Raw genomic sequence first — 23,999 nt, 5'->3', positions numbered from 1 at the left:
GCAAGAGATGTCGAAGTCGCATTATACTGTTGCGTCCCCGACCTACATCAGCCTATGTATGCCACGCACCCAGGGGCCACGCCCCCCAGGAGCCACGTACCCGGGAGTCATCCATGCCCGTCACGAAGACATCGGCCACAGCCGCACATCAGTCGCCCTCTTGGCTTCCCCAGCACCTCCCCACCATCAGTTCCTCACGCATCTTCGCGGGGCTGGACGGCGAGGAGATCGCCAAGGCACTCCCCTGCCTGGGCGCGCGCCTGCACAGCTTTGGCGAGGGCGAGTACGTGCTGCGCGAGGGCGAGACCACCACGCAGGTCTACGTCCTCCTCGAAGGTGGCGTCAACGTCATCCGCGAGGACTGGTGGGGCAACCGCAACATCATCACGACCGTCGCCCCCGGCGGCACCTTTGCCGAGTCCTACGCCTGCACAGAGGGCACCCCACTCGCCGTCTCGGCCGTCACGACGAGGGCCTCCACCTTGCTCACGCTCAAAGCGCGCAAGATCATGGTCGGGTGCAGCTCGGGCTGCCCCTACCACGTGCGGCTCACGCAGAACCTCGTAGGCGACGTGGCCCAGCACAACCTGGCCCTCAACAGCAAGCTCACCTACCTCAGCCAGCGCTCCACACGCGAGAAGCTCCTGGCCTACCTCTCCGACGAGTCACGCCGTGCCGCCAGTCCCACGTTCACGATCCCCTTCAATCGCCAGCAGCTCGCGGACTTCCTCTCGGTCAATCGCTCTGCCATGTCCAACGAGCTCTGCAAGATGCGCGGCGAGGGCATCCTCGACTTCGATCGCAGCCGCTTCACGCTGCGGGAGAGTCCGCACTCCTGACGCTTGGACCGCACGGGTCCTTGAGGCGCGCACGCGTCTCCAGGACCCGTGCGCGTCCCCAACGCACGCAGCGCATCTCCGTGGCGCATCTCGAAGCGACCCGACCGCACACGGAGGAGGGACGCCGCCACCCATGTGGCAACGTCCCTCTCGCATGCCCCGTGCCTCAGCACCGACGGTGCTCGCGAGGCTTCGGCGCCGACCGTCTGCCTTCGCGACAAACGGGCGACGGGCCTAGTTCGATGCCCCTAGTTCCAGCCCTTGCCGTCGGAGCCGAACTCGACGATGAGCTCCTTGGTGCGCTTGACGATGGCGTCGCGACCCGGCTTGAGGAGCTTGCGCGGATCGTAGCCCTTGCCCTGCTGGTCGGCACCAGACTCGATGTACTTGCGGGTTGCCTCGGCAAAGACGAGCTGGAGGTCGGTGTTGACGTTGATCTTGCAGATGCCCAGCGAGATGGCCTTCTGGATCTGGTCGACGGGAATGCCCGTGCCGCCATGGAGGACCAGCGGCAGGTCGCCGGTCTCGGCCTTGATTGCCGTCAGCTGGTCGAAGGAGAGGCCCTCCCAGTTGTCGGGGTAGATGCCGTGAATGTTGCCGATGCCGCAGGCCAGGAAGTCAACGCCCAGGTCCGCGATCTGCTTGCACTGCTTGGGATCGGCGAGCTCGCCCCTGGAGGTCACGCCGTCCTCGGTGCCGCCGATGCCGCCGACCTCGGCCTCGACCGAGATGCCCTTGACGTGGGCGGCCTTGACGACCTCAGCGGTGCGCTTGAGGTTGGTCTCGAAGTCGGGCTCGTGGGAGCCGTCATACATGACGGAGGTGAAGCCCGCTTCGATGCACTTGAAAACGTCCTCGTAGGAGCCATGGTCAAGGTGAAGGGCAACGGGGACGGTGATGTCCTTGGCCTCGACGAGATCCCTGACGATGTCGGCGACGACCTTGTAGGAGATCTGCCATTTGGCGGCACCGCCGGTGCACTGGATGATCACCGGGGACTGGAGCTCCTCGGCGGCATCCAGGATCGAGCTGGCCCATTCGAGGTTGTTGGTGTTGAACGCTCCAAGGCCATAGTGGCCCTTCTCAGCGCTCTGGAGCATGGCCGTAGCATTGACAAGCATGTGATACCTCCATTGAACGTGATGGACCTTCCACACACCACATATGATACTGCCAATTACCGATACGTCAGCGACGACGAACCACAAATGTGCAACCAGAATGGTGCAACCTGGCCAATTATATTGGCCCAGCCGGAACCCATAGCTCCAATCGGACCGACTCCACCGCCAACGCAGCCCGGACCGCCCCGTGCCATGGCTTGTCCTGTATTCGTGAAATTCGCACGGCAGACCACAAGACCCCTCTACCCTAGTGTCAGGAAGCACCGAAGGGACGCCGGGCGCTGCGGAAGGCACGCGACCGGCAACGGCGGGCAGACGCCCGCAGGAAAGTGGCGACACGCATGGACCCACAACACACCAACGTCTCGTCCGGGGACGACGGCCCCGACAAGACCACCAAGAAGAGCCTGTTCGAGGACTTCTCCATGACGGCGGTCGTCGCATCCGCCCTGGCATCCGTCACGTCGTTCGCGCTCTCGTCCCAGATCGGCCTGGCCGGTTCCCTCATCGGCGTCGGCATCGCGGCGGCGGCCTCGGCCATCGCCTCCCAGGTATACAAGTCAGTGCTCTCGGCATCGGCCGAGAAGATCAAGGGCCTGGGCGAGCAGGGCCCCGGCATGACCGACCCCGCGACCCCGACCGTACGGCTCGGCGCCCACGGCCCTGACGCGGGGGGCACCGTCGTCCGCAGGATGCCCGATGCGGCACCTGGCATGCCAGGTGACGAGCCGACTTCACCCGCCATGGCCGAGACGGGCACCCCCATCGCCCCCGAGGCCATCCGCACGGCTGCGGCGGACCGCAGGAGCAGGACCATCCGGCGGCGTGCGCTCATCGTCACGGCCGTGGCAGCGATCGCGGCCGTCCTGGTCTATGCGGCCATCGTCAGCCTCGCCACCGCAGGCCAGGGCATAGGCAGCTCGAGCGTGGTGGCCCCGACCGTCTCCGAGCCCCGAGGGGGCTCCTCGTCAGACGCGACCACAGACAGACGGGCTGAAGGAGCGGGCGGCTCCTCCACCGGCCAGGACGGCACAAGCGGCTCGGACGCGGAGGCGACGTCCTCCGACGAGGGCTCCTCTGCCGGCAGCTCTGCGACAAGCGGATCTGGCACAAGCGGATCGTCTGCAAGCGGCTCGTCCGGAAGCGGCACGTCCGGAAGCCCCGACTCGAAGGGCGACGGGACAGGTGGCGCGACCACGACAGGCGGGTCGTCCTCGGATACGACGGGCAGCTCGTCGACGGGCGCCTCCGGCACCACAGGCGGCTCCAGTGACGCCAGCTCGACAGGCACGAGTGGGACCAGCCCCTCCGGAAGCGGCTCGTCGAAGTCGGTCGCCACCAGCGCCTCGGGCAGCGCAGCCTAGGCGACACGGGCCCACGGCCGCGTCGACCGCCAGGCCGCCAGCAGCAACCGGAAAGGACCCGCATGGGCCGTCCCCACCTCTTGACAGCATTCCTCCCCCGGCCTCGGCGCGGCACCGTCGCCTGGCTGGTCGCCGTCTCCCTCGTGCCCGTCGTGCTGCTGTGCGTCTGCATCGGCGGCATCTACAGGGATCCCAGCCCCACCCCCATCCTTCTCGTCGCCTTCGCGTCCCTCGTTGCGGAAGGGCTCACGCTCCAGCGCGACCACCTCTCGGAGCTGCTCTCCGCTCGCACGGGAGGCTTCCACCCCACCATGAGGGCCGTGGTCTGGGCGCTCAGGGACGCCCTTCTCGTCGTTGCCGCCGCAGGGCTCTCCTACCTTGCGCTCGAGGCCCCCCTCAACTCGGGACGCCCCTCCATCGAGCCTGTCGGCACGACACTCGAGCTGCTCGTCATTGGCACGACGATGCTGGTTGGCTACTTCCTCGCCCAGAGGCGCGGCTGGCTTGCGGCCATCGTCCCCGTGCTTGCCTTCCTGGCCGGGATCGGCCAGTACTTCACGCTCGCCCTCAAGCAGACCGTCGTGATGCCGGGAGACCTCTACGCCCTGGGCACCGCCGCAGCCGTCAGCGGCGGGCTCACATTCAGGCTCACGCCCGCGACGCTCCCCTCCCTTGCCCACCTTGCGCTCGCCCTTGCCTGCCTGGCGCTTGTCGTCCCGCCCAAGGCCCTTCCCGAGTCATCGCCCGACGGACGCGGGACCCCTGCCTCGAGCCCGGCCCCCGGGCCTGCCCTCGGTGCTGCCCCCAGACCCGCGCTCAACCTCGCCTGCGCCGCGGCCCTTGCGCTCTGCCTTCCCGTCGAGGCAGGCGCCGCCTGCGACTGGGTTGGGCAGCAGGGCATCGACTACTGGTTCATCGTCGAGACCTACCAGAGGTACGGCTCGCTCAACTCGTTCATGACGATAGCCCGTGACATGGGCATCAAGGCCCCCGATGGCTACAGCGACGCACAGGCCCGACAACTCGAGCAAGAGAGTGCCGCCGGCTTCGACGCAGGCCCTGCGGCGCCCACCTACGCCCAGGCGTCCTCCCAGTTTTCGGCGACCAGGCCCACGGTCATTGCAATCATGAACGAGACCTTCTCGGACCTCTCCCTCTACCAGGCCCTTTCCGACCAGGGCTATGCTGGTCCCACCGCGTTCAACGCAATCCCCGACGCCCTCGCGCGCGGGGCGCTCTACACCTCCGTCCTGGGAGGGGGGACCTGTAACTCCGAGTTCGAGTTCCTCTCGGGCAACACCATGGCCTTCGTCGGGCCGGGCAAGTACCCCTACACGCTCTATGACCTCTCCGGCATCCCCACGCTCGCCAGGCAGTTCAAGGAGCTGGGCTACACCACCTGCGCCATCCACCCCAACCTTGCGACCAACTGGAACCGTGACAGGGTCTACCGGGGCTTCGGCTTCGACCGATTCCTGGACATAGGCTCGTTCGAGCACGCACCGCAGTTCCACAACGGCGTGACGGACGGCGCCACCTACGACAAGGTTCTCGAGCTGCTCGCCGCAGACGACGGGCCGCAGTTCATCTTTGACGTGACCATGCAGAACCACGCCGGCTACGACCTCTCCAACATCCCCGCGGACCGCCTGACCAGCTATCGTCTGGACCGCTTCTCGGACTACGACAACGCGCAGCTCAACGAGTACCTGTCCTGCATCCAGGCATCCGACGAGGACCTCGCGGCCTTCGTCGCGCGCCTGCGGGATCTTGACCGTCCCGTTGTCCTCGTGTTCTTTGGTGACCACCAGCCCACGGTCTCAAGCTGGCTCAATGACAGCTACCATCCGGGAGAGGACGAGCTCGCCCATAGCGTCCGCTCCTACCAGACGAGCTATGTCATCTGGGCCAACTATGACGTCGTCGGCAACGGGCAGACGAGCCAGGCCATGGACACATCCGTCAACTACCTGGGCGCTCTCATGAACCAGATGATTGGCGCACCGCTCACCGACTACCAGAAGGCAGAGCTCAGCCTGCGCGAGACGCTCCCCGGCGTCACGCTCAACGGCTACAGGGACGCATCGGGCGCCTGGCATGCGCCGACCAAGGGGGATGAGGGGGATGCGGCGACGGACGCGGAGGAGAGCTGCGCGACGGAGGCCGCAAGGGCATACGACCTGTTCGAGAGGCTCGAGTACTACGAGTTTGGCTCGCGCGTCTAAGCAGCCGGCCCCTTGCCCAAAAAGCCCAGCACCTCACGCTTGCACGCCAGGAACTCGGAGGTGAGCGCGAAGGCCGCAGCCGAGGACGTGTGACCTGGCTCACCGACCGGACGCGGAACCGCAATCTCCGCCAGGATCGTGCTGGGCTGGCCGGCAGACGGATTGCCCTCGAGCACATAGATGCGTTCGGCCATGGACACGGCCTCGTCCACGTCATGCGTGATGGCAAGCGTTGCCAGGCCCAACTCGCGCGCCATGTCGCAGTACCAACTACGCATGTCGTCGCGCGTCAGGGCGTCGAGAGCACTGAACGGCTCGTCCAAGAGCACCACGTCGTTGCCCATGAGGTAGGTCCGCAGGAACGCCGCACGCTGCCGCATCCCACCCGAGAGCTCCGCCGGCCAACTCTGCTCGCAGCCTGCCAGACCGAAGCGTTCGAACAGAGGCCGAGCCCTCTCGTGCGCCTCCTCGCGTCCCATGCCGGCAATCTCCAGCGGCAGGCAGACGTTGTCGATGATGCGCCTGCTCGGCAGCAGTAGGTCCTTCTGAAGCATGTAGCTGACATGGCCGGGACGGGCCGTCACGTCCCTGCCATGGAGGAGCACACGTCCCTCGACTGGCGTCGTGAGTCCCGAAAGGGCGTGGAGCAGGGTCGTCTTCCCGCAGCCAGAGCGACCGACAAGGCACACGACCTCGCCTGCGCCCACGGTGACGCTCACGTCGCGGACGACGAGCGACGGGGTCCCCTGACCCCAGGAAAGGGTCAGACCCTGCGCGGAGAGGGCGATGTCCCCCCCGCCGCCAAAGCCTCCCCCGATCGCCTGCGCCATCGACATCCGGCTACGCCTCGAGATAGTCCATGGTCCAACCCGCATTGATGTCAAGTTGGTTCTGGACCAGGCCGTTGTCATTGAGCCACTGGTAGAACCTACTCCAGCGGCTGGCGTCGATCATGCCCCAGTGCGACGCGTCTGCCTGGTACTGACCGGCGAGGTAGAGCTGGCTCTGCCTCACGAGGGCGGGATCGAGCTCAGGTACCTGTCCGCAGAGGATGTCGGCCGCAGGCTCGGGGTTTGCGATCGCGTACTCGTAGCCCCTCTTCGCAGAGCGCACGAATGCCTTCACCACATCGGGATGCTGCCGGCAGAAGTCGTTGTTGGCCGCAATGACCGGCGTGTAGTAGTCAAAGACGTCATCGATCGATATGAACGAGAAATAGCTGACGTCGTAGCCCTGGACGGCCGCGTTCTGCACGGCCCAGCCCTCGTAAACCCAGACGTCGTCGAACATGTCGGCCTTGAGGCCGCTGACCTCGTCGTCGACGGTGTACGGGACCAGATCGAGCTTGGAGAAGTCACCGCCGTCCCTCTCGACCACCTGCCGTATGATGGCCTGCTCGACCGGCATGTCCCAGGTGGCGTACCTGTGACCCTCCATCATGCGCGGAGAGCTTATGGCATCCTCCCTGCGACTCATGATGCCGGAGGTGTTGTGCTGGATCACCGCCGCAACGGCCTGTATGGCGAGAGGGCTGTCACCCGCCAGGGCGTTGGCGATGTAGTCCTGGTAGCTGATGCCCAGCTGCGCCTGGCCCGAACCCAGCATGGTCTCAGCGGTATCCTCAGCCGGCTGGACGATCTCGACCTCAAGGCCCTCGTCGGCAAAGTAACCTTGGTCCTGGGCAACGTAGATGCCCGTGTGATTGGTGTTGGGCGTGTAGTCCAGGCAGAAGGTGATCTTGCCGGCATCACCGACGTTGCCGGCGCCTCCGTTGCCGCTTGCGGCAACATCGCCTGCGGTGCCATCGCCCGCAGAGGGCGCTCCCGCGTTACGGTACGCGCCGCAGCCCGCAAGCCCCAGGCCAGCCAATGCCGCACCAGACAGCCCGACGAACGCCCGGCGCGAGATTGCCGCATGGGCGGTGCGGAAGTCGCGGGCGCCACGGGCGCCATGTGCAGAGCTTACGTTGCATCTCATGTCGCTTACCTCTTTCTCTCGGCCCGCTTCCAGGGCATCGCCACGCGACGCAGCACGTCGACGACGCCCATGAGGGCCAGTGACAGCGCGGAGATCAGAAGGATCACCGCAAACATCCGGTCGTACGAGAAGGACTTGCGCACGCGCGTCATGTACACGCCCAGTCCCGAAAAGCCACCCAGCCACTCCGCAATCACGGCGCCCACGATGGCATAGGTCGCGCTGATGCGCAGGCCACCAAAGAACTGCTCGGCAGCGGCAGGTATCTTGACCTGCCAGAATATCTGCCAGTCACCTGCATTCATGGTACGCATGAGATCAATCATGTCGGCATCTGCGGAGCGGAAGCCCGACACCAACGACACCGTTATGGGAAAGAACGTCGAGATGATGACCAGCACCACCTTGGGTGCCAGGCCATAGCCAAACCACAGCACCAGAAGCGGCGCGATGGCGACGGTCGGTATGGTCTGCGACAGGGTGACAAGGGGGTCGAGGGCCAGGCCGACGGCCTCGAAGCGATCCATGAGCACAGCCACCACGAAGCCCACGGCACAGCCAATCAAAAGGCCCAGGAAGGCCTCGAGCAGCGTCGCGGCACTGTGGGAGACGAGAAGGGACGCGTCCTCGATGAGCGCCACGACCACCTGCGTGGGACTTGGCAGCAGAAAGTTGGGAACGAGCCCCAACATGACGGCAAGCTGCCATGCGACCAGCAATGCGAGCGTTGCCGTCAGCGGGATGAATGTGCGACGCGCGTCGTGCATGCCTAGGCCACAGCTTCCCGCGAGCTTGTCGCAAACTCGCTGTCAGCCTGGTGGTACTTGCCAATCTTACGCTCGGTGGTCATGACGTCACCGTCGGGACGATAGGAGATCTTCACGTAGCTGGCACTTTCGGCACAGCCCGCAGAAGCTCCCACCTCGACGCAGCGTTTGACCAGGTCCATGCAGGCGTTGAGGTCACCCTCGACGGCCGTCTCGAACGGTCCCACGTAGTAGTCGAGGCCACTGGCATCGATGGCCGCGATGACCTCGTCGACGATGCGACAGACCTCCTCGTCCGAACCCGCGTCCATGGGCAGGTACTGGATGGCAACGGAACAGTTCACGTTTCCTCGCTTCCTGCGAGGCTCGCCGTAGGAATATGACGGCAGGCATCTTGCGGACAGTTGCAACCGTCTCGCGGGCGTTCAGATCGCAGACGCCCAGACGCCATCGTCAACCTACGAGAAGGCCCCGCGCTTGCGGGGCCAAAAGTCTGCAAAACGCAGCCACACTCTGGTCCCTACGCTGGCATTACCCAGATCAGGTTCTGAGGTCGGGCGAGTAGGTCGCCCCTCTCAGCCGCGCCATATCCGCAGCTCCCTGTTGACATGGCCATTATAGACCTCTTCGGCAGAAACCGTCTTGGAGGCGTTTTCGCAGGTAGAACAAACTGTATGACAACCGATGGCAAGCTCTGCCATCGGAGACGGTGTCTTCCCGTCCTTCATGCTCAGCGCGAAGGCATACTCGCGCAACGGGAAGAATCCCGACTTCGCCAGACAGTCTGACATCGACAAGGTCAGACATCCTAAGCTCATCATAGAGCTGGCACGGTAGCAGGGCGGTTCGGTTGCCGCCCGCTTCGGTGCTGCACCAGTCATCTCATATACAGAAGGACATGTACAGTGGCAGGTAGATACGGGTTCCCTCCTTCTTGAGCTGGCCTGGATGCAACACGATCTCGTCCCCGACTCGCTTGCCGAAGCGTCTGCGGAAGTCATCGAGCGAGATGGTGGAGTAGGTCTTCGTGGACTTGGCCTCGATGGGCGAGACTCGCGGCTTGCCGTCGGCATCGGAGAACCCCCTTGTGACCAGGAAGTCTATCTCACGTGGTCTCGGTCGGCGTCCCGGCTCGATGGGGGGCTCATCCCACGAGTAGTAGTACAGGGACCTGCCGTTTGAACGCAGCTGCTGGGCGATGGCGTTCTCGACGAACATCCCGCGGTTGATGGAGAGCTTGCCGAACTGCAGGGCGCGATAGATTCCTTCCGTCTCCGCCCCCTCGTCGAAGACGCTCGACACGAGCAGACCAGTATCTGCCATGTAGCACTTGAGCGAACTGTCCTCTCCTTCGTCTGCGGCAAGTTTGAACCCAACATTCGGATCGTTGCATAGCCGACAGACGCTCACGACGTGTGCATCCTCGAGCCAACGGAGCGCTGGCTCGTATTGGCGGTAGCGTGACCCCCTGCCCAAGGTCGAGAACTTGAACCGCTTGCTACCTGCCGACAGCTGGCCGGGAATGCCCATGAAGACGGAGTAGGCCCGCCGAGCGTCGCTCGCGCCGAACTTCTCGATATCCTCGGCATAGAGGGCCAGGATCTGCCGCTTCGTCTTGTCGCTCTGTGTGAACGCGGAAGTCTCGATGAAGTCGCTGACGGATTGAGGCATGCCTCCTACGAGCATGTATTCATTGAACAGGCGCATGCACTGGCGATGCAGGCTGTCGGGAAGGGGCCGTAGTGCGTCGTGGCACCGTCTGACCTCGTCTGCGAGATTCTCTCTCCCGAGCGCCCAGAGGTACTCCTCGAAGTCGAGGGACCAGAGCTTCACGCGCTCCTCCTCGGAGGGGATGACGATGTCCTGGACGTTCTTGCGGATTGAGATGAGCGAGCCCGTCTCGATGTAGTCGAACCTCCCGTCCGCCACCAGGTGCTTGATCATCTCGCGGGCGACGGGAAAGCGCTGGACCTCGTCGAATATGACGATTGAGTGCCTCGGGGTCAGCTTAACGCCGAAGTAGAGCTGAAGCATGCGCAGAAGCGTGTCTATATCTCCCCGATGCTCATCAAAGATGGCACGCACGTTGTTGTCCACCTGAGAGAAGTCGACGAACAGGCTCGATTCGTACTCGTTCGCCGCGAACGCCTTGGCGATGGTGGTCTTACCGACACGCCTTGCTCCCTCGACGAGCAGCGCACTCCTACCCTTCGAGTCTGCCTTCCAGCCAAGCATTGTGCCGTAGAGCTTCCTCCTGAAGGTCATCTGCACCTCCCCACGTACATCAGCCAGTCTTGATAGCATCGATTATGAGGTTGTTTGCAAAATCCTCCACCTATGGCAGGTCTATTCTATACAGAATCCTCTATCTAGGTTGAGCGGGAGATATGCAGAATCAGGAAAATGGAGAATGGGCTTTACGTCTACTCCAAGGACGGGATCCCATCGAGGAGATGGGCCTGCATCTTCATCGACGGGCCCAGCGAATCGAGGGCCCACAGACACAACGGCGGTAATGCCATCTCCGTCTCACTGCCCCTCTCTCAGAAGTGACATATGCTATGGGAATATGTTCCTTCATGAACGGAGCCAGCTATGTCCCTCCAGGGCACCCAGGATGACGATCTCCTCCTTTATCAAATTGCGAAGATGTACTATGTCGAAGGGCTCTCGCAGGACGCCATCGCGTCCAAGGTGAGCTTCAGCCGCTCGTATGTCTCCCGTCTGCTTGACCGTGCCAAAGAGCGCAGGATTGTCACGTTCAACGTCATGAACCCCATGGCAGAGACGGTCGACGGGCTTGAAAGGCACCTTGCGGAGCTCTTTGATCTCAAGTTCGTCTCAATCGAGGGGGTCTCGGCGGCAGAGCACCATGGCAAGACTGGTCGGACGCTCAACGACAGCATCGCTCGCCACGCCGCCGCGATGCTTCCCGGCTTTCTCTCGACGGCAAGCACCGTCACCGTTGGTTTTGGCGAAACCCTCTATCGCATGTCAAAGGAGCTTCGCGCTCAGAAGCCCCAGGAGGCCCTCTCCTTTGTCCCCGCCGTAGGTACGGTGAGCACCGCGAGTCCCCAGACCCAGTCGAACATCATCGTCGACAACCTCGCGACTGCCTTTGGCGGCCGCTCCTTCTTCACCAACGTCCCTGTGGTTGCCGACCGCGCCGAGTCCAAAAGCAGGCTCTACCAGAGTCACCGCAGCGAGCTTCTCCACCAGTGGGAGCTCGCCGACGCAGCAATCGTCGGACTCGGTGCTCCCTATCGCTCGTCGGCCGACCCCTTCAGCCTGAACGAGGCCACAGACGAATACCGTGCCCTCGTCGCTTCCTCGGACATCGCCGGCGACATCCTGGCCTCCTTCTTCTTCGAGGACGGGTCGGAGCTTCCTCTCGGCGGCGCATACACGAGAAACGCACTTCCCCTCTCCCACCTGCGCCAGATGGACCGCGTTCTCTGCATAGCCGGAGGGTCTCGGAAGGTCAGGGGCATCTGGTCGGCCCTGCGCTGCGGCTTCGTCAACTGCCTCATCACCGACTCGGAGACGGCAATGGGCGTGATAGCCCTCGAAGAGGACGGATAGGAAGGCGCGCCGATCGAAGGGCCCGATTGATGCATCAAAAAAACGCCTACCTCGCAAGCCTGTAGATGTTGACGATATCCTCCTTGTCGAGCCTGATGGCGCTGCCGATGTAACCGACCCCAGCCGTCTCTATGGCGATGTCCGCACACCGCCCGAAGGCTTCCTCGCCGATGCCCACCTGAGAGAGCCTCGTGGAAAGACCCACGTCCTCGATGAAGTGCTCGAGGTTGCGGATGCCCTCGTCGACCGTGTTCTCCGGATCCTCGTAGTTCATCTTCGCCCCAAAGCATCTCACGCACAGACGCGTGAAGAGTGGCATGTTGCGCCGGTGGCAGTAGCGCATCCAGGCGGGAAACAGTATGGCAAGCATCTCGCCGTGCGTGCGATGGAAGGCGCCCGTCATGGGCTTCTCGAGGTTGTGGACGCAGTACCCATGCACCTGTCCGGATATGATCACGTCTTCGAGAGGCACGTAGGCAACCCGGCAGATGTTCGCCCGCGCCGCGTAGTCATCGGGAACCCTGAGCGCCACGGGCAGGTTGCGCATTACCTCGTTGATAACGCCCTCATAGGCGGAGAGGTAGAACTCGACCCCATCCGGAGCGCAGAAGTAGTCCTCCATGGCATGGGAGATGATGTCGAAGCAGCCTGCCGCCGTCTGGAACGCAGGCAGCGTGTAGGTGAGCTCCGGGTCGATGAAAGCGAGGTCGAAGCGCATCTCGTTGGCAAAGACGCAGGTCTTACGTTCCGGATCGCAGGTGTCGTCCCGCCACACGGCCGCCGTCGAGACGTCGCTCCCTGTCCCCGGCATAGTCACCACTACACCATGCTTGAGAACACGGCTCGTGATGGGCGCGAACTTGGGGTGGTCCCAGAGCTCGCCCGGGTAGTAGGCGCCGCAAGCGATGTACTTCGAGCTGTCCATGGTGGACCCGCCACCCACCGCGAGCACAAAGTCGATGCCCTTCTCGCGAACGAGTCTGCAGCCTTCGCGCATGAGCGAGACCTTAGGGTTAGGGACCACACCGCCGAGTCCGAAGACCTCAAGTCCCTCCTCTTCCAAGTACCCGCGGATGCGGGCGACCAGGGGCCTGATGAAATCTCCGGCATCGTAGTGCACGAGCACGCGAGAGGCTCCTACGGCCTTGACCTCCTTGCCGACATCCTTCTCGCACCCCCTCCCAAAGATGATCTTTTCTGGATTGCATTGCACATAGTCGTTAAGCACAGCGCCTCACCTCGTCACCGAGCCTTGATGCGACCAGCTGGAGCAGGCAGTCTGAGCCAATCAGGGAAACCAAGCCTGCACCCCTTCAGAGACCAGATGGAGCAGGGGCACACGTTCCCGCTCCAGCCCGACCAATGGTCTATCGGAAGTTGTCTGCCTTGCCGGTGGAGCCGGTGACATCCATGTAGTGCGCCGCCACCTCCTGGTAGCCCTTGGTGAGCCTCGGGTACATCTGGTAGGCACCCATGCCCATCAGGTCGTTACCCAAGGAGAAGAGCTCTTTGATGGCGCCCCTCTTAAGGTCGTTGGAGAGGTTGAGCTTGGTGATGCCCATCTTGCTCGCCATGGCGAGGGCATCGTCACCTGTGCCGCTACCCCCATGCAGAACGAGCGGGACGGGCACGACCTCGTCGAGTTCCTTGAGAAGCTCCAACTCCAGGTGCGGGTTGCCATTCTTGTAGACGCCATGCGTGGTGCCGATGGCCACGGCGAGCGCATCACAACCTGTGAGCTCGCAGAACTTGACAGCCTGGTCGGGCTGGGTGTAGAGGGAGTCGTCAACAGTCCCGATGCCGACGTGCCCGAGCTCAGCCTCGACACCGACGCCGCAGGCGTGGGCGACCCTGACAATCTCTGCGACTTGCCCGGCATTCTCGTCAAAGGGCAGCGACGATCGGTCGACCATGACGTCCGTGAAGCCAGCATGGATGGCCCTCATGGCCTCTCCGAAGGTGCCGCCGTGGTCCTGGCAGAGGGCCACCGGAACGCTTACGCGCAGAGCCATGTCCTCGACGATCCTGCCCCACATGTTAATGTCGGGGTTGACCTTGAAAAGCGAGATGAGGATAACAGGGGAGTTCTTCTCCTCGGCGGCGTTGAGGATCGCCCTCACGGAATGCTCGTTCTCGACGGCGCAGGCGGGGATGCAGTAGCTATTCTTGCGGGCATCCTTCATCAAGCCAATCATTGAGGTGTACATGCGGTTTCTCCCTTCAGGGCAGCCGATCTGCTACCACTTGACCATGACGCGGTAGGTGTCCATGGAGCAGGCCCGCTCGAAGGCCTTGGTGGCGTCCTCCATGGGATAGGACTCCGTGAGCAGCGGGGTGAGGTCGACGAGCATCTTGGAGAGGATCCTCGTGCTAGCTTCGAAGGCCTTGACCGAGGGGGACTTCGATCCCGTAATCACGATTTCCGCGTTGTGGATGGAGTTCATGGAGAGCTCTACGGGTTCATCGGGATGCATGCTTGAGTACTGGACGAAGGTGCCCATGAGCGCAAGCATCTTAATGCCCTGAGCCGAAAGAGCGGTGACGGATGTCGTGTTGAAGACAGCGTTTGCACCCTCGCCATCCGTGAGGCGCATGACCTCCTCGACGGCATCGACCTCTTTGGGGTTGATAACCACATCGCAGCCATAGCGCTTTGCCATCTCGAGGCGTGCCGGATCAGGCTCGCTCAGGATGACGCGGGCACCGTACAGCTTGGCGATGATGACGTGGAGGATGCCCATCACGCCGCCGCCAAGGACCACCACATCGTCACCCAGGTGGATGTTCCCGCGCTCGACGCTGTTGACGCAACAGGCGAAGGGCTCAGCAAGGACAGCCTGCTCGTAGGGCAGATTATTGGCCATCTTGTAGACCTGGCCCTCGTCGACGGCCATGTACTCGCCGAGGCCGTTGGGCAGGAGCTTGCCGGCGGATGCCGCAGACTTCTTGTAGGAGTTGCGGCAGAGGTTCTCCTCGCCTTTGCGGCACTCAGGGCAGTGGCCGCAGTTCTGCAGGACGCGGACGGCGACCTTCTGGCCCATCGGATACTCCTCCGGGTCAACGTCCTCCCCCAGGCCCTCGATGACGCCCGCACACTCGTGGCCGCCGACATAGGGCAGCTCCTTCTTCGTCACCTGTGTGAAAACACGCTGTTCAAAGGTGCACAGCGCACAGGCGTGAAGGTGGACCAACACCTGGCCAGGACCGGGCTCGGGTTTTTCGATCTCGCAGACGGCAGTCTCGCGCTCCGCCGTGATTGCGACAACCTTCATCTTTTCCATGGGGATCCCCTTTCGGTAGGCAGGTCCGCAAGGCGCACGGACCCAAACAGTGACATGCGTCGGGAAGAGTCGTTAGATTGTGGATGGGTTTGTCCGCAGAGACAGCCGCAGGGCTAGACGATTCCCAGGTAGCCAAGGACGATGCCACCGAAGATGAGGTAGGCCATCATCCTCAGGGCGGAGACGCCCCTCTTGTCCATCAGCCAATAGACGAAGAGCGCAAGCGCCAGTGGAAGCGCCTTGGGCATGATGGCGTCAAAGACGTCGGCCTGCAGGTCAAAGGCACCCGTTGTGAGTTCGAGGTTGATGGTGGTGCTTAGGGAAACGTAGTTGGCCACAAGCGCACCCATGACGGTGCAGCCCATGATACCCGCGGCGGTGATGAGCTTGTTGATAAGGCCGCTCTCGAGAAGCCCCATGATCGCCTCGTCGCCCTTCTTATAGCCGAGCTGAAAGGAGTGCCGGCCCATGACGACGAGGAGCGCAACAAACATTGCTAGATAGAGCAGGGGGCCGGCGACGTTGCCATCCATAGCAAGGCCAATGCAGAGGGAGAGCAGGATTGGTGAGAGGACCGCCTGTATGATGGTGTCACCGACACCGGCGATCGGTCCCATGAGGCCGTACTTGACGGAGGGCATGAGATCGTCGGCAAGCTCAATCTCACCGGCGGCGATGCGCTCCTCCATGGCGGCGGTCAGACCCACGATGGCACCGCCGAGACGTACCTCGGTATTGAAGAAGGCGGTGTGGCGCTGCATGGCCTTCCGACGGCCCTCGACGTCATCCTTCGCGTAGAGGGCATCGATGATCGGACACATGGCGTAGAGGAAGCCCGTTCCCTGGAGCCTCTCGTAGTTGTAACAGGAGTGAGCGAAGACGAGCCAGTTCCAGAAGGACTTGTGCATGGCTTTTGCGGGAACCCTCTTGATCTCGTCACTCATCGTCATCATCCCCCTCAGCGATGGCGGGCGCAGCAAGGCCACCCTCCTTGAGATTGGCATAGACAGCCGCGAAGAGCAGGGCAAAGCAGGAAAGCGAGAGCATGTTTAGGCTGAAGTACACAACCATGAGGAACCCGATGAAGAAGAACGGGATGGCATCTCCTTTGAAGATGGCTTTCATGTTCATCGCGATGCCGACCACGGAGAGCACGCCGCCCACAACGCCGAGGACTCTGATAAACGTGGTGCCAGCAAGGGCGTTGATCAGGCCAGAGATGGCGTCGACGCCGAACATGCAGATGATGGTGCAGGGAATGACATAGATGGCCGCAAGCGCAACCTGGGCACCGACCACGTTGGCGAGAAACACGCCCTTGGTGTCGCCCTTCTCAGCTGCCTTGTCGGCCATGTGCGTGAAGGGGACGGCGGAGAGCATGCGGAGGTTGAACAGGACGGTACCGGCGAGGCCAACGGGAATGGCAATGGCGACCGCCTCGGGCGCCGAGAGGCCTCCAGAGATCGCTGCGGCGGTACCTACGATTCCGGCGAGGGCGGGATCGGCAGGATAGGAGCCACCCGTTGACATGACGCCTAAGTAGATAAGCTGGATGGTCGCGCCAACGATGGTGCCCTGGACGGGATCGCCGAGGACGAGCCCAACGAAGAAACCTAGGACGAGCGGCTTTCCGAAGGTGTAGTAGCCACCGCCGACAATCCAGGGACCGGCATTTAGGTAGTAGAAGATGCCACACAAAAGCGCTTGAAGAAAGCTCATGACCTACTCCCTCTCTGCTAGGACGTTGTTCAGGTCCTTTGGAGCGTCCGAGGGGACGAGTTGATAGAGAATCCTCGTCCCCCTGGCAACGATTCTCTGCATGCATTCGACCTCCTCCGGGCTTGCGGAGACGTTTCTGTTGATGCGCGACCTCCCCTCTTTGAATCCCATGCCTCCCAGAATCACGTCGTGCAGCGAAATCCCCCCGTCGATGAGCGCCTCGATCGTCTCGGGCACCTTGACGAGAACCATGACCCTCTCGTCCTCCTTGGGCTCTCGGAGACACCAGGCAACTCCCCCCTCGACGTCCTTGACGACAACCTTGATGCCGGACGGCGCGGCAGCCTTGAGGATGCGCACCTGAAAAGCATTGTCAGGAAGGGCGTCGTCCATCACGAGCACCTTGTTGGCGTGCGTGGTTTTGAGCCACTGCGTAGCGATCTGCCCGTGAATCAGGCGATCGTCAATTCGAACAAGCACCAAGTCCTTCACGGTTCCTCTCCAATCTGCCTCCACGCGACCGACCAAACCGCTGCCACTCGACCGTTCGGATTGCCTTGTCAAATAAGCTAGCATCTATTGTTCACGTATGTTCTGCACGTATGTGCATACAATCTAAATGGCTGTACCTTGGGTTCTTACGTGCCGTATAAAGGACAAGCTGCGGTGTGGGAGGCCAAGCCGGTCTCATTGGATGCTGCAGGAGGCGCGGAGAGATGCCGATGAACGGTTACTCGTCATCATCCTCGACTTCGCTGTCGAGGTTCACGAGTGCGTTCACATCTGCCATGCTGGAGGCCCCCAGTGCGAGGGCGTTGGAGACGACCTCGCCGATGGGGAGGTCGACGCGGTCCACGAGAGCCTCGATGACCATCGGGAGGTTCATGCCCGTAACGTGGTGAAAGGCCATGTCCCCCATCGCCGCGCAGGTAACGTTAAAGGGGCTGCCGGACTGGATGTCAGAGAGAACCAGCACCTCTCCCCTGGTCAGGCTCTCGGCAATGCCCCCGCGAACCATATCGCGGAACACGTCGACAGACTCGCCCAGATGGAGGCCGTAGGTCTTCACGCGTTCCTGATCGCCACAGATGAGCTCGGCAGACTCGAGGACCGCCCGGGCAAAGGACCCGTGAGAAACGAGGATGACGTCGAACATACGAACTCCCTTCGCTTGCGTTGCCGCAATCCGGACGGTCGAGGCCCTTGTCGGCAAACATACGAGGGAGGCGAGACGGTGAGAGCAATCCTAGGCATGTGACGATCTGTCCGGGGACGAGAAGGATCCCCCGTTCCGCCAGCGGATGTGCCAGTGCGGGCGAGCGGTCCGAATCAGTGACGAAAGCGGACGAGTGGCGCTAAGGGGCAGCCATCGTCCGGCCACGGGCCGTCGACCGTCGTCCATGGGCTGACGGCCGTCAGCCGTGCACACAAATGGAAAACGGATGCATGGCTCTCGTAAAGGTGCAGGTCACCAGAGACCTCGTGCATCCATTTTCAAAATGGGTGCACGGGGCCTTCCGCCACCATGGGCACTGCCGCCATGGCAGGGAACCGCACTGCAAAACGCGCTTGCGGGAGCAGGGACAAGGTCCTCTGCGGATATCTCGAAGTCCACGTCGGCGTTGGAGGTCACGAAGGGCTTCTCGCGGTCGACGCCCGAGGCACGAACGCCCCCTCCCCCCCTCGCCCACCTCGCGCTCGTTGCCGTAGGCCTGCGCGGCGTCGAAGTGGCGGCAGCCGATCTTGACAGCCGCGTTTGACGCATCTATGGAATCGTTCTCATATGAGACGCCACCTCCTCCCGCAGTAACGTATAGTCGGTGTGTCATCGCACTCCGCGGGACAGGACGAGGAAGAGGAGCACCGTCATGCCCAAGAGCACATGGAGCGTCGGGTTCCACCTGCGCTCCCCCCGCGCCTGGCTCAACGACCCCAATGGGTGCTGCCAGTTCCGGGGCGTCTACCACATCTTCTACCAGTACGACCACGGTTGGCCCGAGGTGGACCAGAAGGGCTGGGGTGCCTTCTCGAGCAACGACCTCGTCCACTGGAGCTACGACGGCGTGCCCCTGGAGCCCAGCATCCCCGAGGACCGCCACGGCGTCTTCTCTGGCACCACCTATGTCGAGAAGGGCACCGCCTCCGACGGCGGCGACAAGATGCGCGTGTTCTACACCGGCAACGTCATAAGCCCCGACCCCGACCACAACGAGAAGGACTTCGACTTCGTCTACGACGGCCGCCAGGCCAACGAGATAACGGTGGAGAGCGAGGACGGAAGGCGGTTCACCGAGAAGCGCGTGGTCATCCGTGCCGAGGACTATCCCGAGATCTGCAGCACGCACGTCCGCGACCCCAAGGTGTGGGAGCAGGGGGGCAGCCTCCACATGCTGCTGGGGGCGCGCCACATAGACAGCCACGGCATGGTCCTGCTCTACGACTCCCAAGATGGCTACGACTGGACCTTCCGCCGCTCCATCAGTCCCCGCTACTTCTTCGGCTACGTGTGGGAGTGCCCCAACATCGTGCAGATAGACGGCCACGACTACCTCTCCATCAACCCGCAGGGCCTGCCCAGCCTCTACGACCGCTGGCAGAACATGTGGCAGTCGGGCTACATCCCGCTGGCAGAGAGCATCCTCGAGACGAGCGAGGTGGACGAACGCGACTTCATGGAGTGGGACCACGGGCACGACTTCTACGCGCCACAGACCTTCCAGGACGAGCAAGGCCGTTGGATACTGGTGGGCTGGCTCGGCACCTTTGACAGGAACTACTCGGCCGAGCCCGACGAGCTCGGCTGGTGGCACTGCCTCACCGTACCCCGCGTGGTCACGCGCGACGAGGAGACGGGTCTGCTCAGGCAGAACCCCGTGCCGGAGCTGCGGCAGCTGCGCCAGACGCAGCAGGTGCTGCGCGAGCACGAGCCCCTGGAGGTCGAGGGGCGCCTTGCGGACATCTCGCTCGAGCACATCAGCTCCGTGGTGGGCACGCTCACGCTCGATGACACGTTCCAGATCAGCTATGTGCAGGGCCGCCTCGCCATCAACTACCTCAACAAGGAGACGGCGGCCGGCCGCGCGGACCGCTTCATACGCCTGCAGCGGCTCTCGAGCCTGCGCGTGCTCGTGGATGGCTCCGTCGTAGAGATCTACGCCAACGGGGGCACCGAGGTCTTCTCGAGCAGGTGGTTCCCCGCCCAGAGGCCCAGCCTCACGATAGAGACCTCGCTGGAGGCCGAGCGCTCCTTCGTCTACCCCCTGAGCGACGCCATGACCGAGATGTACGCCACGGCCATAGCCCCCGACCTCCGGCTGCCCGGCTGGAACAAGGCCGACGACCAGGCCTGACGCACCTGACGCCTACGAGTCCTGCCGCGCGGCGTCCCACTTCTCGAAGGCGTCGTCGCCTAGCTCGGCGAGGTCCTGGAGGGCACGACCCACCGCATCATCCTCGCATGCTCCGATGTGATGGCGGGCGACGTCCCTGACGCGGTCACTGGCGTTGGCCACGGCCACGGAGTGGTCTATCGCGGCTAGGATCTGGTAGTCGTTGTCTGAGTCGCCGAAGCAGACCACCTCGTCGTTGCCGATGCCCAGGAGTATCTGGAGGACCCTCAGGCCGGATGCCTTGGACCAGCCCTTGGGGACGCAATCGAACATGCGCGAGCCGGGGGAGATGAGATCGAGCTTGGGACAGGCCGCGCGGACCCTGTCACCCCATGCGACGTTGTCAATCCCCTCGGATCCCTCCTCGAAGTGCAGCCCCGCCGTGATGATGGGCCAGTGCGGTATGTCCTGCGGCTCGCAGAGCTCTGCGGCGCGCTTGGAGCCCCAGAAGGTGCCCATCAGGCTCTCGCGCGTGGTGCCGGAGATGAAGCCTCCCTGGTCGCCGCGGCCGCTCACATAGACGCCCGGCAGGTCGTAGACCATCTCGGCCATGGTCACGATGCTCTCGCGGTCCATGGACGTCTGGTTCATGAGCGTGCCGTAGGCATAGATCTTCTTACCGTTGGAGAGCAGAGCCGTCTGCATGCACGCCTCGTCGGAGCAAAACGACTCAAGCACGGAGGCCCAGTCGCGGCCGCTGGCCGGACCGAAGAAGACGCCCTGGTCGGTGAGCCTATGTATGGCACCCAGCGCCCGCTCGCTCACGGGATGCCGAAACGACACGAGGGTGTTGTCCATATCGGTCAGGACGAGCTTTACCATGGCGGCCCCAATCGTCAGAGGATGATAGGTACATCCTAGCAGTTGAGTGGCCTGCAGGCGCGAAGCGAGACGAGGCGCAGGGCAGCAAGAGGCAGCCCGCAAATGACTGGGAACGTACGGGCAATCCCCTCTCTCGTGACCATGGACCAGAGCCTCTCGAGACGAATCCCGTACGCGTCGGTGCACTCAAGCGATATGATAGGCGCCGTATGTCTGCCAAAGGTCAGGAGCAAAGGTGAACTTCTACACCATTGACTACATCACCTCCCACCAGTCGATGGATTCCATCATTCGCGTGACGCTGATCCTTGCGCTGTTGTCGTGTGGCCTTGTCTTCAGCATCCTCTATATGCGCAACAGGATGAGGACCCGCTGGCGGGACGTGGGCATAGGGGCCCTCGTTCTCTCGTTGGTCCTGGTGGGTGTTCAGACAGAACAGTACCTGCGGGTAAGCAACCAGATGTCTCAGTCCCAGCGCCTCGTGAGCTTCATCAGGGGCATTGCTATCGGCCAGGGGGTTACACCGGACGAAGTGCTGGTCAATTCGACCTCCCTGAAAGACGGCGTCATCGTGCGCTTCAACGAGGAGGACTACCTCGTCCACCTGAACGCGGACAACAACTCATACGCTCTGGAACGGACGCACATCATCGACCACAACGTCTATGTGAACGGAGAGCGCTGAGATGAGCTTCTACGTGCTGACAGCCATCAAGTTTGCGCTTGGCATGCTCGTGATGATCCTTCAGATCAACATCCTCGGGAAGTACGAGTTCTCCCTCAACACCCCACTCAACCAGATTCAGAATTACGTACTCGGTGGCATCATCGGCGGGGTCATCTACAACGAGTCCATCACCGTCCTTCAGTTCTTGATCATTGTGCTCATCTGGTCGTTGGTGGTCATAGCAGTAAAGGTTCTTGCGGAAAGCAGCAGGGTCTTCAGGAAGGTCATCGCCAGCCAGCCAGAGCTCATCATCTCCACAGGGCAGCTCGACGTCTCGCGCTGCGCGAAGGTAGGCCTTACGGCCGAGCAGCTCAGCCGACGCCTGCGCGAGGAGGACATCGCTAGCATCCGCGATGTGGAGGCAGCCATAATGGAGACCAACGGCAAGCTGACCGTCAGGACGCACGGGGCCAAAAGCAGGGGGTCTCTCCTCCCTCTCATCGCCGACGGACGCCTGGTAGAGGACGGTCTGAGGCTGGCGGACAGGGACGGCACCTGGGTCGCTCGGCAATTGAGGGACCAGGGGTATTCATCGGTGAAACAGGTCTTCCTCGGAGAGCTCGTGGATGGAAAGCTTGAGGTCGTGCCGTTCTCCCGTAAGCCGCAGGCGGCTTCCGGGAGGGCGCTTCGCTAAGTCATCGCCGGCACCACCCGTCGGCACTACCGAAGTGGCCCCACATGCTTGCCAGCATTCCGATCGGCTCGCTCGCCCTTCCGGGGAGCAGCGTCCTGCTAGGCGTCAGTACCTGCTAGGCGTCAGTACAGTGTCCTTTTGATCACGCCCAGGAGCGCTCGGCAGTCTCGCCTGCCAAGAACCAGGAGGGTCAGCAGCTGTTGCGTGACGAATTCCACAAAGTCCTCTCTGGAAAGGTCGGCGTCCCAGACGTCAGGGCGAATCCGACCATCCACATCCAGCACGTCGAGAAGGCCCCTCCGAATCCCGGAGGGAAACGAGCGCATGCGCTGCCTCCCGCGTCGCATGCGCTCCTCACTCCACCCTGAGATGGACGCCAGGCCTAAGCCATGTTCCGAAAGGAAACCAGGGTACTGGGACAGCCGACGGCTCGCCTCATCGAAGGTCCCCTCCACATAGTCGGCGAAGCCATCCGCATGGACCAGCCGATTCCCCGGATCGAAGACGTCGGACCATATGTCAGCCGTAACGGCAAGGAGCAGGGCTTCCTTGTCCGGGAAGTAATGGTAGATCGTACCGACGGCAACCCCACAGGCCGAGGCGACGGAGCGGACGCTGATGCCGGAGAGTCCCCTTTCGCGCACGATCTCGCGGCAGGCCCCGAGGATGGCTTCCCTCGACGTGGACGGCGGCTTCACGGCTCGACCCTAAAGAACACCGAGGAGCGACAGGCCCATGCCGACAACCCACATGTACATCACGGTCTTGGGGAGCATCAGTGCACCGATGGCAGGCCTCCTCTTTGAGAAGAAGGTGACGGGGAGATAGAAACCGAAGCTGAGCGCGACGGCAATGCACATCCTCCAGAGGCCGTACCCACCCGCATCGCCAGAGATGGCAAAGAGCGCAATGACCAGAGCCCCGATGATGACAAAGGGGGCGTTCCGATATAGGGACCAGCGCAGGTTCTCCTTGTCGGAGAACCAGCCGTTCTGTGGGAAGAGGCAGAGAACGATCCGTAGCAAGGCCATGGGGAAGACGAGCGCTGGTATGACAGGAGAGATGTGGATATTCGGAAAGAGCTGTACCCAGATGAGGTAGAGAAGGGCGTAGAACACGGTCATGGTGACGGAGGTCACTGCGATGCCCAGGCCCAGCCTCCTTTGCGTGTCCTCCCCGACGCCAAACAGATGCATCTGCACCCTAGGGATCAGATGGAAGGCATCGCCTCCACCCAGGCACAGGGCAAGCATCCCGTACAGAACAAAGACCGCCCGACCGTTTGCCTGTACGAAGAAGATAGTGGCGGCGACCAGGTCGAACAGGAGGTACCCGATGTCAAAGATACTCTCCCCTATACGCAGGCCCTTGGGCATGGCCCCCTGCCTCACGGCCGAACTCGCATGGCTCATCTTTCCCCTTCCGGGCCCGTCGACAGGGTGGCGTCCCTGGCGCAAGACAATCCCTCTCAATATGAACAAGGTTCATATTGAGACTTGGCCGCCGAGAAGTCAACATCATCATCCGTCAAGGGGACACGACCGCCCCC

24 protein-coding genes and 1 riboswitch are annotated in these 23,999 nt (G+C 62.7%); of the genes, 8 read left to right on the top strand and 16 right to left on the bottom strand.

Translation table 11 applies throughout. From position 1 onward, the window contains the following. Positions 1 to 113: 113 nt before the first annotated feature. Positions 114 to 839 carry a Crp/Fnr family transcriptional regulator gene (locus OLSU_RS03370; RefSeq protein WP_013251549.1) on the top strand — a complete coding sequence of 242 codons (726 nt, stop codon included), beginning with the start codon at positions 114 to 116 and terminating at the stop codon, positions 837 to 839. Positions 840 to 1,087: 248 nt separating this feature from the next. On the opposite strand, the gene fba is transcribed toward OLSU_RS03370, so the two are convergent. Beyond that, on the bottom strand, positions 1,088 to 1,960 hold the full coding sequence (gene fba, locus OLSU_RS03365; protein ID WP_013251548.1) for a class II fructose-1,6-bisphosphate aldolase: 873 nt from the start codon (positions 1,958 to 1,960) through the stop codon (positions 1,088 to 1,090). A gap of 344 nt (positions 1,961 to 2,304) precedes the next feature. Here fba and OLSU_RS09080 point away from each other — a divergent pair, with 344 nt between their 5' ends. Next, on the top strand, positions 2,305 to 3,327 hold the full coding sequence (locus OLSU_RS09080; protein ID WP_013251547.1) for a hypothetical protein: 1,023 nt from the start codon (positions 2,305 to 2,307) through the stop codon (positions 3,325 to 3,327). Between the two features lie 80 nt (positions 3,328 to 3,407). Continuing rightward, entirely contained in the window at positions 3,408 to 5,552 is a 2,145-nt protein-coding gene (locus tag OLSU_RS03355; protein WP_148219051.1) for an LTA synthase family protein, read from the top strand. Here OLSU_RS03355 and OLSU_RS03350 read toward each other — a convergent pair. Genes OLSU_RS03350 through OLSU_RS03335 form a run of 4 tightly spaced genes read right to left on the bottom strand, consistent with a single transcriptional unit; the run spans position 5,549 to position 8,640 of the window. Then, positions 5,549 to 6,388, bottom strand: a complete 840-nt coding sequence (locus OLSU_RS03350) for an ABC transporter ATP-binding protein (RefSeq protein ID WP_013251545.1) — start codon at positions 6,386 to 6,388, stop codon at positions 5,549 to 5,551. The two genes, OLSU_RS03355 and OLSU_RS03350, sit on opposite strands and share 4 nt — an antisense overlap. Positions 6,389 to 6,392: 4 nt before the next feature. After that, a complete protein-coding gene (locus tag OLSU_RS03345; protein ID WP_013251544.1) occupies positions 6,393 to 7,529 on the bottom strand; it encodes an ABC transporter substrate-binding protein in 1,137 nt (378 codons plus the stop codon). A gap of 5 nt (positions 7,530 to 7,534) precedes the next feature. After that, entirely contained in the window at positions 7,535 to 8,296 is a 762-nt protein-coding gene (locus OLSU_RS03340) for an ABC transporter permease (protein WP_013251543.1), read from the bottom strand. A gap of 2 nt (positions 8,297 to 8,298) precedes the next feature. After that, positions 8,299 to 8,640 (bottom strand): thiamine-binding protein, encoded by a 342-nt coding sequence (locus OLSU_RS03335; protein WP_013251542.1) that lies wholly within the window; start codon positions 8,638 to 8,640, stop codon positions 8,299 to 8,301. Between the two features lie 156 nt (positions 8,641 to 8,796). Then, positions 8,797 to 8,908, bottom strand: a riboswitch (TPP riboswitch). A 72-nt stretch (positions 8,909 to 8,980) separates the two neighbouring features. Between OLSU_RS03335 and OLSU_RS09625 the strand changes: the two genes are divergently transcribed. Continuing rightward, positions 8,981 to 9,133: a hypothetical protein gene (locus OLSU_RS09625; protein WP_156407855.1), complete on the top strand. Its 153-nt coding sequence runs from the start codon at positions 8,981 to 8,983 to the stop codon at positions 9,131 to 9,133. A 45-nt stretch (positions 9,134 to 9,178) separates the two neighbouring features. Here the strand turns inward: OLSU_RS09625 and OLSU_RS03330 are convergent, their stop codons facing one another. After that, the gene (locus OLSU_RS03330) at positions 9,179 to 10,561 is read right to left on the bottom strand and encodes an ATP-binding protein (RefSeq protein ID WP_013251541.1); all 1,383 of its coding nucleotides are present in this window, start codon (positions 10,559 to 10,561) and stop codon (positions 9,179 to 9,181) included. A 330-nt stretch (positions 10,562 to 10,891) separates the two neighbouring features. Between OLSU_RS03330 and OLSU_RS03325 the strand changes: the two genes are divergently transcribed. Then, positions 10,892 to 11,878, top strand: a complete 987-nt coding sequence (locus tag OLSU_RS03325; RefSeq protein WP_013251540.1) for a sugar-binding transcriptional regulator — start codon at positions 10,892 to 10,894, stop codon at positions 11,876 to 11,878. Positions 11,879 to 11,924: 46 nt separating this feature from the next. Here the strand turns inward: OLSU_RS03325 and OLSU_RS03320 are convergent, their stop codons facing one another. The 7 genes from OLSU_RS03320 to OLSU_RS03290 all read right to left on the bottom strand — a co-directional run bounded on the left by OLSU_RS03320 (position 11,925) and on the right by OLSU_RS03290 (position 18,034). Then, on the bottom strand, positions 11,925 to 13,106 hold the full coding sequence (locus tag OLSU_RS03320; protein WP_013251539.1) for an iron-containing alcohol dehydrogenase: 1,182 nt from the start codon (positions 13,104 to 13,106) through the stop codon (positions 11,925 to 11,927). Positions 13,107 to 13,245: 139 nt separating this feature from the next. Next, on the bottom strand, positions 13,246 to 14,085 hold the full coding sequence (locus tag OLSU_RS03315) for a class II fructose-bisphosphate aldolase (protein ID WP_013251538.1): 840 nt from the start codon (positions 14,083 to 14,085) through the stop codon (positions 13,246 to 13,248). Between the two features lie 30 nt (positions 14,086 to 14,115). Continuing rightward, positions 14,116 to 15,159, bottom strand: a complete 1,044-nt coding sequence (locus OLSU_RS03310) for a zinc-dependent alcohol dehydrogenase (protein WP_013251537.1) — start codon at positions 15,157 to 15,159, stop codon at positions 14,116 to 14,118. Positions 15,160 to 15,272: 113 nt separating this feature from the next. After that, positions 15,273 to 16,103 carry a PTS system mannose/fructose/sorbose family transporter subunit IID gene (locus OLSU_RS03305; protein WP_013251536.1) on the bottom strand — a complete coding sequence of 277 codons (831 nt, stop codon included), beginning with the start codon at positions 16,101 to 16,103 and terminating at the stop codon, positions 15,273 to 15,275. Beyond that, positions 16,096 to 16,878: a PTS mannose/fructose/sorbose/N-acetylgalactosamine transporter subunit IIC gene (locus OLSU_RS03300; protein ID WP_013251535.1), complete on the bottom strand. Its 783-nt coding sequence runs from the start codon at positions 16,876 to 16,878 to the stop codon at positions 16,096 to 16,098. The genes OLSU_RS03305 and OLSU_RS03300 overlap by 8 nt, the downstream gene beginning before the upstream one ends. 3 nt (positions 16,879 to 16,881) lie before the next feature. Beyond that, positions 16,882 to 17,370: a PTS sugar transporter subunit IIB gene (locus OLSU_RS03295; protein ID WP_013251534.1), complete on the bottom strand. Its 489-nt coding sequence runs from the start codon at positions 17,368 to 17,370 to the stop codon at positions 16,882 to 16,884. A gap of 238 nt (positions 17,371 to 17,608) precedes the next feature. Further along, a complete protein-coding gene (locus tag OLSU_RS03290) occupies positions 17,609 to 18,034 on the bottom strand; it encodes a PTS sugar transporter subunit IIA (RefSeq protein ID WP_013251533.1) in 426 nt (141 codons plus the stop codon). Positions 18,035 to 18,746: 712 nt separating this feature from the next. Between OLSU_RS03290 and OLSU_RS03285 the strand changes: the two genes are divergently transcribed. After that, positions 18,747 to 20,228, top strand: coding sequence for a glycoside hydrolase family 32 protein (locus OLSU_RS03285; protein WP_049765152.1), 1,482 nt, complete (start codon positions 18,747 to 18,749; stop codon positions 20,226 to 20,228). A gap of 12 nt (positions 20,229 to 20,240) precedes the next feature. Here the strand turns inward: OLSU_RS03285 and OLSU_RS03280 are convergent, their stop codons facing one another. Next, a complete protein-coding gene (locus OLSU_RS03280; protein ID WP_013251531.1) occupies positions 20,241 to 21,089 on the bottom strand; it encodes an HAD family hydrolase in 849 nt (282 codons plus the stop codon). Between the two features lie 235 nt (positions 21,090 to 21,324). On the opposite strand from OLSU_RS03280, the gene OLSU_RS03270 reads away from it, so the two are divergent. Together OLSU_RS03270 and OLSU_RS03265 are read left to right on the top strand one after the other, a co-directional pair. Next, positions 21,325 to 21,774 (top strand): DUF3290 domain-containing protein, encoded by a 450-nt coding sequence (locus tag OLSU_RS03270; RefSeq protein WP_013251530.1) that lies wholly within the window; start codon positions 21,325 to 21,327, stop codon positions 21,772 to 21,774. Between the two features lies 1 nt (position 21,775). Continuing rightward, complete coding sequence (locus tag OLSU_RS03265; protein WP_013251529.1) at positions 21,776 to 22,450, top strand: DUF421 domain-containing protein; 675 nt, start codon at positions 21,776 to 21,778, stop codon at positions 22,448 to 22,450. Between the two features lie 122 nt (positions 22,451 to 22,572). Here the strand turns inward: OLSU_RS03265 and OLSU_RS03260 are convergent, their stop codons facing one another. Both OLSU_RS03260 and OLSU_RS03255 read right to left on the bottom strand, forming a co-directional pair. After that, on the bottom strand, positions 22,573 to 23,148 hold the full coding sequence (locus tag OLSU_RS03260) for a TetR/AcrR family transcriptional regulator (protein ID WP_013251528.1): 576 nt from the start codon (positions 23,146 to 23,148) through the stop codon (positions 22,573 to 22,575). 9 nt (positions 23,149 to 23,157) lie between these two features. After that, positions 23,158 to 23,862, bottom strand: coding sequence for a hypothetical protein (locus tag OLSU_RS03255; protein ID WP_201781576.1), 705 nt, complete (start codon positions 23,860 to 23,862; stop codon positions 23,158 to 23,160). Between the last annotated feature and the right edge of the window lie 137 nt (positions 23,863 to 23,999).

This window comes from Olsenella uli DSM 7084 (assembly GCF_000143845.1).
Taxonomy (GTDB): domain Bacteria; phylum Actinomycetota; class Coriobacteriia; order Coriobacteriales; family Atopobiaceae; genus Olsenella; species Olsenella uli.
The sequence above is the reverse complement of the archived record's forward strand: the minus strand, read 5'-3'. Positions and strand labels throughout refer to the sequence as shown.

Excerpts from the sequence above, each read along its gene's own strand:
- OLSU_RS03325 (WP_013251540.1), top strand. The coding sequence starts at position 10,892 with ATGTCCCTCCAGGGCACCCAGGATGACGATCTCCTCCTTTATCAAATT.
- OLSU_RS03255 (WP_201781576.1), bottom strand. The coding sequence starts at position 23,862 with ATGAGCCATGCGAGTTCGGCCGTGAGGCAGGGGGCCATGCCCAAGGGC.
- OLSU_RS03290 (WP_013251533.1), bottom strand. The coding sequence starts at position 18,034 with ATGTTCGACGTCATCCTCGTTTCTCACGGGTCCTTTGCCCGGGCGGTC.
- OLSU_RS09080 (WP_013251547.1), top strand. The coding sequence starts at position 2,305 with ATGGACCCACAACACACCAACGTCTCGTCCGGGGACGACGGCCCCGAC.
- OLSU_RS03340 (WP_013251543.1), bottom strand. The coding sequence starts at position 8,296 with ATGCACGACGCGCGTCGCACATTCATCCCGCTGACGGCAACGCTCGCA.
- OLSU_RS03370 (WP_013251549.1), top strand. The coding sequence starts at position 114 with ATGCCCGTCACGAAGACATCGGCCACAGCCGCACATCAGTCGCCCTCT.
- OLSU_RS03280 (WP_013251531.1), bottom strand. The coding sequence starts at position 21,089 with ATGGTAAAGCTCGTCCTGACCGATATGGACAACACCCTCGTGTCGTTT.
- OLSU_RS03315 (WP_013251538.1), bottom strand. The coding sequence starts at position 14,085 with ATGTACACCTCAATGATTGGCTTGATGAAGGATGCCCGCAAGAATAGC.
- OLSU_RS03265 (WP_013251529.1), top strand. The coding sequence starts at position 21,776 with ATGAGCTTCTACGTGCTGACAGCCATCAAGTTTGCGCTTGGCATGCTC.
- OLSU_RS03305 (WP_013251536.1), bottom strand. The coding sequence starts at position 16,103 with ATGAGTGACGAGATCAAGAGGGTTCCCGCAAAAGCCATGCACAAGTCC.
- OLSU_RS03350 (WP_013251545.1), bottom strand. The coding sequence starts at position 6,388 with ATGTCGATGGCGCAGGCGATCGGGGGAGGCTTTGGCGGCGGGGGGGAC.
- OLSU_RS03285 (WP_049765152.1), top strand. The coding sequence starts at position 18,747 with ATGCCCAAGAGCACATGGAGCGTCGGGTTCCACCTGCGCTCCCCCCGC.
- OLSU_RS03310 (WP_013251537.1), bottom strand. The coding sequence starts at position 15,159 with ATGGAAAAGATGAAGGTTGTCGCAATCACGGCGGAGCGCGAGACTGCC.
- fba (WP_013251548.1), bottom strand. The coding sequence starts at position 1,960 with ATGCTTGTCAATGCTACGGCCATGCTCCAGAGCGCTGAGAAGGGCCAC.
- OLSU_RS03330 (WP_013251541.1), bottom strand. The coding sequence starts at position 10,561 with ATGACCTTCAGGAGGAAGCTCTACGGCACAATGCTTGGCTGGAAGGCA.
- OLSU_RS09625 (WP_156407855.1), top strand. The coding sequence starts at position 8,981 with ATGGCAAGCTCTGCCATCGGAGACGGTGTCTTCCCGTCCTTCATGCTC.
- OLSU_RS03345 (WP_013251544.1), bottom strand. The coding sequence starts at position 7,529 with ATGAGATGCAACGTAAGCTCTGCACATGGCGCCCGTGGCGCCCGCGAC.
- OLSU_RS03300 (WP_013251535.1), bottom strand. The coding sequence starts at position 16,878 with ATGAGCTTTCTTCAAGCGCTTTTGTGTGGCATCTTCTACTACCTAAAT.